Here is an 11,938-nt window from a genome sequence, read left to right as displayed (position 1 = left end):
GTTCACCGGGACGGGTCGGGTCAGCGCAGCAGGCGGGTCGGCACCGCGTCCGCCATCGCCTTGTAGCCGGCCGGGTTGAGGTGCAGGTGGTCGCCGGTGTCGTAGGCGGGGAGCAGCTTGGTGGGCGCCTGCGGGTCGCGGACAGCGCGGTCGAGGTCGACCACCGCGTCGAACACCCCGCTGTGGCGGATCCACTCGTTGACGCGCTGCCTGGCCCGCTCGCGGTGGCCGTCCGGGTCGTCGTACGCCTCGTTGCCGCCGATGGGCGTGAGGGTGGCGCCGTACACGGCGATCCCCTTGGCGTGGGCGCGCTCGACGATCTGGCGGTACGCGGCGATCAGGTCGTCCGCGGTGGCGCGCTGGGCGGCCTCGGTGGCCTCCGCGGTGCTGAGGTCGTTGACGCCCTCGAAGACCAGCGCCCACTTCACCCCGGTGCGCGCCAGGAGGTCGCGGTCCAGACGGGCGAGCACGTTGGGGCCGAGTCCGTCGTGCAGGACGCGGTTGCCGCCGGCCGCCTCGTTGAGGACGGCCACGTCGTCGGTGGCGGGCGAGCGCAGCAGGCGCTGGTGGAGCTGGTCGGGCCAGCGGTCGTTGCCGTTGGTGGTGGAGCCGCGGCCGTCGCTGAGCGAGTCGCCGATCACCACGAGCCCGGCGGCGCGCGGCTCGTCGGTCCAGGTCTCCGCGCCGCTCAGGAAGTACCAGTGGTCGGTGCGGGTGGCGCCGGGCAGGTCGGCGTCGGTCGTGTGGTCGCCCTTGACGAGGTGCGAGGAGGTGCGGGAGCCCGGGTGGGAGGTCACCGACGAGGAGGCCTGCCCGTCGGCCAGGTAGACCGTGACGGTCAGGTTGGTCCCGGCCGGCACCTTCATCCGCACGGGGTCGGAGACCGTCTGGGCGCCCATCGGCACCACGGTCGAGGTCCGTCCGCCGAAGGTGACCTGCCGGGACGTCCCGGGCTCGATCCCCGGGACGCCCGCCGCGCCGCCGGCCGGAAGGGCGACGAAGACGCGGGTCAGGGGGAGTTCGGCCCCGCCGAAGGCGTTGGAGAAGCGCAGGCGGAGCTTGTCCCCGGCCACGGTCGTGCGGATGGTCTGGCGCAGGGTGCTGTCGTCCAGGACCGACTCGCCGTCGGTGAAGGGCGCGGGCGGCATGTTGTGCGGCTCGGTGAGCTGCGGCATGGACGCCCAGGTGTCCACCCAGTGGGCACCACCGGGGCCGATGCCGGGGGTGCGGCCGCCGGCCTGATTCTCGCCCGGCGCGCCGGTGGCGGTGGCGGTGACGGTCACCACGACGGCGACGGAGGCCACCGCGGCGGTGCGCAGCAGGGACCCGGCGCGCTCGTGCAGCCGCAGCCGGGAGGCGGCCCGGCTGCGTCTGTCGCGGAAGGGGGTCGAGGACGACATGGGGGGCTCCCTCAGGATGCGCGACTGCGCGCCCCGCGCCCGGTGCCGGTGCGACGCGGGAACGCCTGGTTCGAAACTTTCGAGAATTACGCGAAAGTTTCCGCGAGGGAAGCTACGGAGCGCGGTCGCGAGCGTCAACACCTGGGACGGAATTGACCGTTGGTGCGACGCAGACATGTCCGGAACGCGCCGGGATCGACGGACGTGATCGGCCTCGCCGGGCGTAACGGCCCGCCGCGGAGCCGGGCGACTGGCCCAGGAGGGCTCGAACGACGAAGCGCCGGGTCCCGGCGAAGGGAGACCCGGCGCTCGAAACATGTCGGGCGACGGCCGGCGATTCGCGCACCGGGCACTGGGCGCCGGGCACTGGGCGCCGGGCACCGGGCATCGGCTAGGGGCGCGGCGGCCCCTGGACCGGCTGCCTAAGTTCCTCGGCGGCCTTGGAGACGCGGCGGATGAGGTCGACGAACAGACCCTGTTCCTCGGAGTTCAGCGGGGCGAGGAGCACCTGGTTCATCCGGGCCGCGCGCACCGTGAGCCGGCGGTGGACGCGCACCCCCTCCTCGGTCAGGCGCAGCAGGTAGCGGCGCCCGTCCTGGGGGTCACGGACCTTGTCCAGCAGCTCGCGCCGGATGAGCCGCCCGACCACCTCGGCGACCGTGGAGCGGTCCAGCGAGACCCGCTCCCCCACCGTGCGCTGGTCGAGGCCGGGCTCGGCCGTGACGGCGTTCAAGACGGCGAACTGGGGCGAGGTGATCTCCTCGGACACCATCGCGTTCCACAGCAGGGTGTGGGCCTGCTGCAGCCGCCGGGCGAGGTGCCCGGGATGGGTGGTGAGGTCCACCGCGGCCATGCGCTCTCCCGAGGTGCGAGGTGATCGGTACACGGAAGGATACCTGGCGACCGGCCCTTCCGCCCTGATGCGGAGGCACCCCGCCGCAGCTTTGATTGCGCAGGTGGAAGGGTTGTCCCTTGACGTCCGGGCGGAGCCGATGAAAGCGTGGAGCGGCCCCGGGAAATTAGTCAGTGCCCTGATCAATGGGCCTCCTCGGGGTCACGACTGCGGCGGGCGCGGTCCGAAGGGGAGTGCCGGCCTCTTCGGCCCGCGCCCCGCCCTCACGCAGGCCGACCGCACGAAGGCCGCCCGACCGAAGGAGGTCGCCGCCACCATGGCCCTCACCCAGCACGACATCGACGCGGAGATCACCGCCGAGCGCGAGGCCTACGAGCAGCGCGTCGCCGGCGGGGCTCCGGTGGAGCACCACCCCGACCGCGGTTACGCCCCGTACCGCTCCTCGGTGCTGCGTCACCCCAAGCAGCCGCCGGTGAACATCGACGTCACCAAGGACCCCGAGCTGGTGGAGCTCTCCTCCCCCGCCTGGGGCGAGCGGGACATCACGGAGATCGACAACGACCTCACCCGTCAGCACCGCGGCGAGCCGATCGGTGAGCGCATCACCGTCGAGGGCCGTCTGCTCGACCGCGACGGCCGCCCGGTCCGCGGCCAGCTGGTCGAGATCTGGCAGGCCAACTCGGCCGGGCGCTACGCCCACCAGCGCGAGCAGCACGACGCCCCGCTGGACCCCCACTTCACCGGCGCCGGCCGCACCATCACCGACGGCGACGGCTTCTACCGGTTCACCACGATCCAGCCGGGCCCCTACCCCTGGCGCAACCACACCAACGCCTGGCGCCCCGCGCACATCCACTTCTCGGTGTTCGGCCGGTCGTTCACCCAGCGGCTGGTCACCCAGATGTACTTCCCGAACGACCCGCTGTTCCCCTACGACCCGATCCTGCAGTCGGTCACCGACGACGCGGCACGGCAGCGGCTGATCGCGACCTACGACCACGACCTGTCGGTGCCGGAGTTCTCCCTCGGCTACCGCTGGGACATCGTGCTCGACGGCCCGAGCGCCACCTGGATGGAAGAAGGACGCTGACCGCCATGACGAAGATCGACCCCAGCCGCCCGGAGACGGTGCTGCCCACCCCGTCCCACACGGTCGGCCCGTTCTACGGCTACGCCCTGCCCTTCCCCGGCGGCCCCGAGGTCGCCCCGGTGGGCCACCCGGACACGGTCACCGTCCACGGCCACGTCTACGACGGCGAGGGCTCCCCGCTGCCGGACGCGCTCGTGGAGATCTGGGGCCCCGGCCCGGACGGCTCGGTGCCCACGGCCACCGGCTCGATGCGCCGTGATCCGGCCTCGGGCGGCTTCGCCGGCCGCAACGGCCTGGAGTTCACCGGCTTCGGCCGCGTGCAGACGGATGCCGACGGCCACTGGGTGGCCCGCACCCTGCGTCCCGGCGCACGCGGCGGCAACGCCCCGTACATCGCCGTCTGCGTGTTCGCCCGCGGGCTGCTGATGCACCTGTTCACCCGGATCTACCTGCCGGGCGACGACGCCGCGCTGGCCGCCGACCCGGTGCTCCGGCAGGTGGCCGAGGACCGGCGCCGCACGCTGATCGCCGCCGAGCAGTCGCCCGCGACGTACCGTTTCGACATCCGTCTGCAGGGCGAGAACGAAACGGTCTTCCTGGAGTTCCAGTGACATCGCCGTCCCACCTTCCACAGTCCGAGGCCGGTCTGCTCTCCCCGGGGCTCACCGGCTCCCCGGTGGCCGGGGCCACCGGCGACACCGCCTTCCTGGCCGCGCTGCTGGACGCCGAGGCCGCGCTGACCCGCGCCCAGGCCTCGCTGGGCCTGGCGCCCGCCGAGGCCGCCGCCGCGGTGACCGACGCCGCCGTCCCGGACCGCTTCGACCTGCTCTCGCTGGCCCGGCGGTCCGCGGGCGGCGGCAACCCGGTGATCCCGCTGGCGGCAGACCTCACGGCGGCCGTCGGCGCGGCGCACGGCCCGTACGTCCACCGGGGAGCCACCAGCCAGGACGTCATGGACACCGCCACCATGCTGGTGGCGGCCCGCACCCTGGACCTGGTCCTGGCCGACCTGGACCGCACCGGGGGCGCGCTGGCCCGGCTGGCCGCCGCACACCGCGACACGCCGATGCCGGGGCGGACCCTCACCCAGCACGCCGTGCCCACCACCTTCGGGCTGAAGGCCGCCGGGTGGCGCTCCCTGGTGCTCGACGCCCGGGACCGGCTGCGCGCCGTCCGTGGCACGCTGCCGGTCCAACTGGGCGGAGCGGCGGGCACCTTGGCCGCGTTCGGCGCCTACGGGGCGGACGACCCGCTGCCGCTGGTGGCCGCCTACGCCCGGGAGCTGGGGCTCGCGGAGCCTCCGCTGCCCTGGCACGCGCTGCGCACCCCGGTCGCCGACCTCGCCGGGGCGCTGGCGTTCACCGCCGGAGCCCTGGGCAAGTTGGCCGCCGACGTCCTGACCCTGGCCCGCACCGAGATCGCGGAGCTCGCCGAGGCGAGCGGCGGCGGGTCCTCCGCCATGCCGCACAAGGCCAACCCGGTCCGCTCCACCCTGATCGCCGCCGCCGCCCGCCGCGCCCCCCAGCTGGCGGCCACGCTGTTCGGCTCGATGGCCGCCGAGGACGAACGCCCGGCGGGCGCCTGGCACGCCGAGTGGGAGCCGCTGCGGGACCTGCTGCGGGCGGCGGGCTCGGCCGCCGAACAGGCCGCCGAACTCACCGAGGGGCTGCGGGTGGACGCCGCGGCGATGCGCGCCCACCTGGGGGCGACCCACGGCCTGATCGTGTCCGAGCGGCTCTCGGTGGCGCTGGCGCCGGTGCTGGGGCGCGCCCGGGCCAAGGAACTGCTCACCGCGGCCGCGCGCCGCGCCTACGCGGAGGGGCTGCCGCTGCTCGAGGTGCTGCGGGCGGAGCCGGACCTCGAAGGCGTCGACCTGGAGTCGCTCACCGACCCCGCCGACTACACGGGCAGCGCCGCCGCCCTCACCGACCGTGCACTGGAGCGACGTTGACGATGAAGACGCTGAACCACCGCGCCGAGGGCCCCACTTCGGCCGGCCCGCTGCTGCTCGGCCCCTCGCTGGGCACCTCGCTGGCCCTGTGGGACGCGCTCGCGCCCGAACTGGGCGTCAGCCACCGGGTGGTGCGCTTCGACCTGCCCGGGCACGGCGGCTCGCCGGCCGGGCTGATCGGTCCCGGCGCGACGGTGGGCGACATCGCCGGCCTGGTGCTGGAGCTCGCCGACGAGCTCGGGCTCGACCGGTTCGCCTATGCCGGCGTGTCGTTGGGGGGCGCGGTCGGGCTGCACCTGGCGGTGCACCATCCGGAGCGCGTCTCCTCGCTGGCCGTGATCTGCTCCTCGGCGCACTTCGACGGGGCGCGGCGCTGGGAGGAGCGTGCGGCCGCGGTCCGGGCGGGCGGTCCCGCGGCGATGCGGGAGCTGGCTGATTCGGCCGACGCGCGCTGGTTCACTGCGGGCTTCACGGTGGAGCGGCTGGTGGAGGACCACCGCGCGGCCGATCCGGACTCCTACGCGGCGTGCTGCGACGCGCTGGCCGCCTTCGACCTGCGCGGGCGGCTCGCCGAGATCCGCACGCCCACGCTGCTGGTCGCGGGCCGCGAGGACCCGGCGACCCCGCCGGCCCACCTGCGGGAGATCGCGGACGCGGTCCCCGGGGCGTCGCTGACCGAGATTCCCGGCGCCTCGCACCTGGCCCCGGCGCAACGGCCCGAGGCCGTGCTGGCCGCGCTGCGCGGCCACTTCACGGGGTTCGCGGAGCGGGGCGTGGCGGTACGCCGGGAGGTGCTGGGCGACGCCCACGTGGACCGGGCGCAGGCGCGGCAGACGCCGTTCACCGCGCGCTTCCAGGACTTCATCTCCCGCTACGCCTGGGGCGAGGTATGGACCGATCCCACGCTGACGCGCCGCGAGCGGTCCCTGGTGACGCTGACCGCCCTGGTGGCGCACGGTCACCTGGACGAGCTGGCCCTGCACGTGCGGGCGGCCCGGCGCAACGGGCTCTCCGCCGACGAGATCGGCGCGGTCCTGCTGCAGGCCGGCGTGTACCTGGGCGTCCCGGCCGCCAACTCCGCCTTCGCGGTGGCCCAGCGGGTCCTGGCGGAGGACGGCGACATCTGACGGCTCGGTCGGCGCGGCGCGGCCCACCGCCGCCGCGCCCCGGCGTCCGCCACCCGGTCTCCGCACTCCGCAGGTCCGGGTGCCCGCGCCCCGTACGCCCGGCGCCCACACGCCGGCGTCCGCTCCCGGGGCCCGCGTCCCCGGCCCGCGGCGGGCTCCGCGGAGCGCCACCCGGGTGCCCGCGCCCCGGGCCCGCGGCGAGGAGCCGCAGCGCGTCAGTCGGAGGCGCCCAGCCCGCGCAGGGCCCGGCGGGCCCGGTCCGCGACCCCCTCGGCGCCGCAGGCCTCCGCAAGGTCCAGGCCCCGGCGGAGTTCGGCGACGGACTCCGCCAGCTCCCCGTACTCCACGCGCGCCGCGGCGTGCTCGTACTGGCACGGGGAGTCCTCGAGCATCTTGGCCGCCCGCCCCGCCAGTTCGACGGCGCGGTGCCTGGGCGCGAGGGCGGCCTCGCAACGCAGCGCCTCGCCGATCGCCGTCCAGGTGCCCGACCTCTCCGCGCCGGCCCGCACCGTCGCCGCCAGCTCGGCGGCGCGGGCGGGGTCACGGTCTGCGAGCGCCCTGGCCAGGTCCGCCGCCCAGGGGGCGACCAGGTGGTTGCGGTGCCCGCGTTCGGCGGCCGTCCGGCCCGCCGCCTCCAGTTCCTCGATGCCCTCCTCGGTGCGGCCCACCGCTAGCAGCAGCCGGCCGCGGACCGAGCGGGCGTCGGGCAGCAGGATCGTGGAGGGGTAGGGCGCGCCGAACTCGTAGCGCTCGGCGACCTCCAGGGCCTCCTCGGGGCGGCCGCGGGCGATCAGGGTGTCGACCAGGTTGCAGAACGCCGTCCAGTGCAGCGGCAGCCGGCGTCCCACCCGGTCGGCGAGCCGCAGCGACTCGCGCAGGGTGGTCTCCGCCTCCCGCAGGCGGCCGCGGCGGCGCAGCGCGAGGCCCAGGTACCCGTAGGAGAGCGAGACGTGGCCGCCGCTCCAGCCGGCCGTCTCGTACTCGCGGACCGCCTCGGCGAAGAGCGCCTCGGCGCGGTCGAGGCGGTCGGTGTAGGCGTAGATGGCGGCGATCATCAGCGGGAGCTCGAAGCCCCAGCCGCTGTCCGTCCAGCCGACGCCGGGGGCGAGCCGGCCGTTGACCAGGGCGCGGTCGCAGATGGCGACGACCTCGTCGGCGTCGCCGCCGCGCATCATGACGTCGAAGCCGTGCACGATCAGCAGGGCGCGCTCGTCGTTGTCCCGGCCGGTGCAGGCGGCGGCGAGCTCGGCCAGGTGCCGCGAGCGGTCGGGCGAGTCGGCCTCGGCCGCGTGGATGCCCTCCCACAGGAACTGGCAGGCCTTCAGCCGCAGTCTGGCCGGTCCGTGTTCGTGCCGCGCGGCCTCCGCCCGCACGGTGCGGATCGCCTCGCCGACCTGGTCGTTGTGGAGCAGCGCCTGGGAGAGCCGGACCACGGCGTCGACGCGGTCGGCGACGTCCAGCCCCGGCAGGGCGAGCGCGTCGCGCAGGTGGCCGATGGTGACGGCGGGCGCGGTGAGCAGGGTGGCGCAGCCCAGTTCGTAGAGCACCCGGGGGTGGACCTCCGGGCTCGGCGGCTCCTTGAGGGCGCGTTCCAGGCAGGCCCGGGCAGCGGCCGGGGCGCCGACGGCGAGGTGTGCGCGGGCCGCCTCGCGCAGCTGCTCGACGACCTCCTCGTCGTCGTCGGGGTGGACCTGCAGCAGGTGCCGGGAGGCGGCCGCGGCGCCGCGGCCGGAGTCGGTGACGACCCGGGCGGCGATGCCGTGCATGGCGGTGCGCAGGCTGTCGGGTATCGAGTTGTAGACGGCGGACTCGATGAGCGGGTGGGTGAACTCCAGCTCTCCTCGGACGGGCTGCCGGCCGAGCGGGTCGGGGGCGGTGAGGATGCGGGCCTCGCACAGGATGCCGGCGCACCGTGCGGCAACCGCCGGGCGCAGCGTGGCGAGTTCGGCCACCAGGTCGACGGTGATGCCGGCGCCCAGGATGGCGGCGGCCCAGGCGAAACGGGTGGCCTCGATGCCCAGTTTGTCGAGGCGGGAGACGAGACCGCCGCCGCGGGCGGCGCGGTTGAGGGCGCGCAGTTCATGGGCGGAGGACTCGACGGGCTCCATCTCCGCGTCGCGGACCTTGGCGAGCAGTTCGACGGTCTCGTAGGGGTTTCCCCCGGTGACCGCCCAGACCTCGCGGCAGAACGGGTCGTCGGCGTGCCGTCCGACGGTGTCGCGGGTGAGGCCGGCGGTGGCGTCGGGGGTGAGGGTGCGCAGGGAGGTGACCGCGCCCGCGGCGTCGACGACGCGCTGGAGGTACTCGGCGCGTTCCCCGCTGATCTCGCCGGGGCGGCTGGTGACCAGGACCAGGACGGAGGTGTCCTCCAGGCGCACGCACAGCTCGGCGAGCCACCGCAGGGTCTCCAGGTCGGCCCAGTGCGCGTCGTCGACGAGCAGGACGAGGGGGTACTCGCGGCGCGCGAGGCGGCGCACGACCCGCACCAGGCCGTCGCAGACGGAGCCGGGGTCGGGGTTGCGGCCGCCGGGCTCGGCGATGCCGAGGGCGGGCCCCGCGATGTCGAACCAGTCGCCGAGGTACTCGCGGGCCTCCTCGGGCAGCAGGGCGAGCAGCGCGGGCTGCAGGAGCTGGCGCACCACGTTGTACGGCACCGAGCGGAGGGTCTCTCCGGCGCGCGCCGACCAGACGGTGCAGCCGCGGAGTTCGGCGATGCGGTGGGCCTCGCCCAGCAGGGCGGTCTTGCCGAGGCCGGCCTCGCCGCGCAGGACGAGGAAGCGGCCCGTGGGGGCGTGCCCGGTGCACAGGCCGTCGACGGCCCGCTCGATCGCGGCGACCTCTTCGTCACGTTCCCAGAGCAAGGCCGAACCGGGCCGTTCCTCGGTCACTTCCGTTCCCTCCCCAGGTCACCCGGACGACGTGCGCCTTGTGAGCCTAGCCCGCCGCGGGCCGGGGCACACGCTCCGCTCCGCGGGACGTGTCGTGGGACACGGCGCACAACGGGTGACTTCAACCCCGTTGTGCGGAAGCGCGGTTGGGGGCGCGGGTGCTTCTTCGGCGACCCTCCCGCGACTCCTTCACCGTTGCCCCATACCTTTGACGCATGACGCAGGCTATTCCTCCCGGGTGGTACCCGGATCCCGGGCACACGACCGACGGTCCCAGCGGCGTGCGGTGGTGGGACGGCGGCGCGTGGACGCAGCACACGCTGCCGGCCGGCGCCCCCGTCCCGCCGGGCCCGCCCGCGGCCGACTCCTCCGCGCAGGCGATCGCCGCGCACCCCACCCTGGTCGGGGGCGACCTCTCGGCGCCGGGGCAACCGGCGTTCCCCTCCTACCCCTCCTACCCGGCGTACGGCGTCCAGCCGCCGCCCCGGAAGCGGCGCGGGGCGCTGGTGGCCGGGATCGTGGCCGCGGTCGTGGTGGTGGCGGGCGGCGCGGTCGGGGGCGTCCTGCTGCTCGACCGTGGTGACGACCGGGCCGGACCGCAGCCCCGGGAGACGCGCGCGCAGGACGGCGCGCCGGGCGAGGAGGAGACGCCCGGGAGCCCGGAGGAAATCACCGAGGGGCCGGTGCCGGACCCGGCGAACGGCATCAGCCTCCCGCTGCCGGACGGCTGGACGGGTTCGGCGCACGAGGCGGGCGCGCAGGTGGGGGCCGACAAGACGTATCCCTGCCCGGGCACGCCGTCCAAGGACTGCACGCCGGGCGGCGCCTACTCGCTGCCCGCCGACGGCCTGGGACTGCAGGGCACCGCCGAGGCGGTGGCCCGCGCGGACATCGCCGCCAACATGGAGGACTCCTACGGCGGTGACACCTACGGGTCGATCACCTCGCACAAGGAGCTCGACGCCGGCCCGGTGACGGTCGCCGGACAGAAGGGCTACCGGGTCCGCTGGTCGGCGGTGACCGAGGAAGGCGCGGACGGCGTCGTCGAGTCCCTGGCCTTCCCGTCACCGGCGGACCCGGAGCGGATGGTCCTGGTCCGGTTCGGCATCGACGCGGGCCAGGACCTCTCGGTGATCGAGGAGATCACCGAGGGCATCGAGAAGTCCGAGCTGGGTTCCGCGCCGGGGTCCGGCGAGGAGGTCTGACAGTACTTCGAAGGCCGGTTCCGCGCGTCCACGGCGGCGCGGAGCCGGCCTCCCGGCATGTCCGCCGGCCGCCGGGCGGTGTCGAACCGGCACGCGTCCGCAGCCGTGTCGACTGGTTGGGCCGGCCGGCCGCCGAACTGCCGACCATTGCGTCAATCGATCCATCGACCTGGGACGGCCTGCGATCCACCGTCGCGCGGCAGGCACGCCCACCGCGCGGCAGAACCCCTGCATCGCACCCGCCTCCTCCCTTCGCTCCCCCGTACCTGGAGTAGCCATGCGTCGTCTGCTCGCCGGGATAGCCACCGGCGCCCTCCTGCTCACCGCGACGGCCTGCGGCTCGTCCGACGACTCCTCGTCAGACAAGGGCTCCCCGTCCGACAAGGGCTCCCCGTCCGGCGTCACCACCGTCAAGGTCGGCGTCATCCCGATCGTGGACGTCGCACCCCTCTACCTGGGGCAGGAGAAGGGCATCTTCAAGAAGCACGGGCTCGAGCTGGAGATGACGCCCGCGCAGGGCGGTGCGGCCATCGTGCCCGGCGTGGTCGGCAACCAGTTCCAGTTCGGCTTCTCCAACATGGCCTCGCTGATGATCGCCCAGTCCAACGGCGTCCCGGTGAAGGCCGTGGTCAACGGCAGCGCCACCACCGGCCGGAAGGGCGAGGACTTCGGCGCCCTGGTGGTCAAGGCGGACAGCGGCATCACGTCGGCCAAGGGGCTCGAGGGCAAGAAGGTCGCGGTCAACACCCTGAAGAACATCAACGACACCACCGTGCGCGAGTCGGTGCGTGAGGCGGGCGGCGACCCCTCCAAGGTGAAGTTCGTCGAGATCGCCTTCGACCGGATGCCGGCCGCCCTGGACTCCGGGGAGATCGACGGCGCCATGGCCGTGGAGCCCGCACTGAGCACGGCGAAGAGCCAGGGCGCGAAGGAGGTCTCCTCCTCCTACGTGGACGTGTCGGACAAGCTGACCGTCGCCATGTACTTCACCTCCGAGCAGTACGCGCAGCGGAACCCGAAGCTGGTGGAGAAGTTCACGGCGGCCACCAAGGAGGCGCTGGCCTACGCCGACGGCCACCCGGACGAGGTGCGCGACATCCTGACCACGTACACGAAGATCCCGCCGGAGCTGCTGTCCGAGCTGACCCTGCCGAAGTGGCCGGCCGACGCGGACCGGGCCTCCCTCGAGACCCTCCGCGACCTCGGCGAGAAGGACGGACTGTACGCCGGGAATCCGGACCTGGACGCGCTGCTGCCGTGAAGCACGTCGACCTCGTTCTCGGCGGACCGCCGGACTCGCGGCCTGCCTCGCCCGGCGGGGCCCGGGTCAGTCGTCGGAGGCGGTGCTGTGGACCAGGGAGAGGTGTCCGCGCCCTCGCGGCGGGCGACGGGCCGCGGGCTCGCGCGCCGGATCCGGTTCGGGC

General features: G+C 74.8%; 9 protein-coding genes. 6 read left to right on the top strand and 3 right to left on the bottom strand.

Features of this window, described 5'->3' with window-relative positions:
• Positions 1–20: 20 nt before the first annotated feature.
• Together ACOV8S_RS08100 and ACOV8S_RS08095 are read right to left on the bottom strand one after the other, a co-directional pair.
• On the bottom strand, positions 21–1,400 hold the full coding sequence (locus tag ACOV8S_RS08100) for an SGNH/GDSL hydrolase family protein (protein ID WP_448316986.1): 1,380 nt from the start codon (positions 1,398–1,400) through the stop codon (positions 21–23).
• 391 nt (positions 1,401–1,791) lie between these two features.
• Complete coding sequence (locus ACOV8S_RS08095; protein WP_448316984.1) at positions 1,792–2,253, bottom strand: MarR family winged helix-turn-helix transcriptional regulator; 462 nt, start codon at positions 2,251–2,253, stop codon at positions 1,792–1,794.
• Positions 2,254–2,569: 316 nt separating this feature from the next.
• Between ACOV8S_RS08095 and pcaH the strand changes: the two genes are divergently transcribed.
• Genes pcaH through pcaDC form a run of 4 tightly spaced genes read left to right on the top strand, consistent with a single transcriptional unit; the run spans position 2,570 to position 6,421 of the window.
• Entirely contained in the window at positions 2,570–3,343 is a 774-nt protein-coding gene (gene pcaH, locus ACOV8S_RS08090) for a protocatechuate 3,4-dioxygenase subunit beta (RefSeq protein ID WP_448316983.1), read from the top strand.
• 5 nt (positions 3,344–3,348) lie between these two features.
• On the top strand, positions 3,349–3,954 hold the full coding sequence (gene pcaG / locus ACOV8S_RS08085) for a protocatechuate 3,4-dioxygenase subunit alpha (RefSeq protein WP_448316982.1): 606 nt from the start codon (positions 3,349–3,351) through the stop codon (positions 3,952–3,954).
• Entirely contained in the window at positions 3,951–5,294 is a 1,344-nt protein-coding gene (gene pcaB / locus ACOV8S_RS08080; RefSeq protein ID WP_448316980.1) for a 3-carboxy-cis,cis-muconate cycloisomerase, read from the top strand. The genes pcaG and pcaB overlap by 4 nt, the downstream gene beginning before the upstream one ends.
• A gap of 2 nt (positions 5,295–5,296) precedes the next feature.
• Positions 5,297–6,421, top strand: a complete 1,125-nt coding sequence (pcaDC, locus tag ACOV8S_RS08075; protein ID WP_448316979.1) for a bifunctional 3-oxoadipate enol-lactonase/4-carboxymuconolactone decarboxylase PcaDC — start codon at positions 5,297–5,299, stop codon at positions 6,419–6,421.
• Positions 6,422–6,636: 215 nt separating this feature from the next.
• Here the strand turns inward: pcaDC and ACOV8S_RS08070 are convergent, their stop codons facing one another.
• Positions 6,637–9,309, bottom strand: coding sequence for an ATP-binding protein (locus tag ACOV8S_RS08070; RefSeq protein WP_448316978.1), 2,673 nt, complete (start codon positions 9,307–9,309; stop codon positions 6,637–6,639).
• Between the two features lie 215 nt (positions 9,310–9,524).
• Here ACOV8S_RS08070 and ACOV8S_RS08065 point away from each other — a divergent pair, with 215 nt between their 5' ends.
• Positions 9,525–10,514, top strand: coding sequence for a DUF2510 domain-containing protein (locus ACOV8S_RS08065; protein ID WP_448316977.1), 990 nt, complete (start codon positions 9,525–9,527; stop codon positions 10,512–10,514).
• Positions 10,515–10,791: 277 nt separating this feature from the next.
• Positions 10,792–11,775, top strand: a complete 984-nt coding sequence (locus ACOV8S_RS08060; protein WP_448316976.1) for an ABC transporter substrate-binding protein — start codon at positions 10,792–10,794, stop codon at positions 11,773–11,775.
• Positions 11,776–11,938 lie beyond the last annotated feature (163 nt).

This window comes from Streptomyces sp. CO7, from assembly GCF_053474865.1.
The sequence above is the reverse complement of the archived record's forward strand: the minus strand, read 5'-3'. Positions and strand labels throughout refer to the sequence as shown.

Bases quoted from the DNA above. Each gene is read 5' to 3' on its own strand.
- ACOV8S_RS08100 (WP_448316986.1), bottom strand. From the start codon at position 1,400: ATGTCGTCCTCGACCCCCTTCCGCGACAGACGCAGCCGGGCCGCCTCC.
- ACOV8S_RS08095 (WP_448316984.1), bottom strand. From the start codon at position 2,253: ATGGCCGCGGTGGACCTCACCACCCATCCCGGGCACCTCGCCCGGCGG.
- pcaH (WP_448316983.1), top strand. From the start codon at position 2,570: ATGGCCCTCACCCAGCACGACATCGACGCGGAGATCACCGCCGAGCGC.
- pcaG (WP_448316982.1), top strand. From the start codon at position 3,349: ATGACGAAGATCGACCCCAGCCGCCCGGAGACGGTGCTGCCCACCCCG.
- pcaDC (WP_448316979.1), top strand. From the start codon at position 5,297: ATGAAGACGCTGAACCACCGCGCCGAGGGCCCCACTTCGGCCGGCCCG.
- ACOV8S_RS08065 (WP_448316977.1), top strand. From the start codon at position 9,525: ATGACGCAGGCTATTCCTCCCGGGTGGTACCCGGATCCCGGGCACACG.
- ACOV8S_RS08060 (WP_448316976.1), top strand. From the start codon at position 10,792: ATGCGTCGTCTGCTCGCCGGGATAGCCACCGGCGCCCTCCTGCTCACC.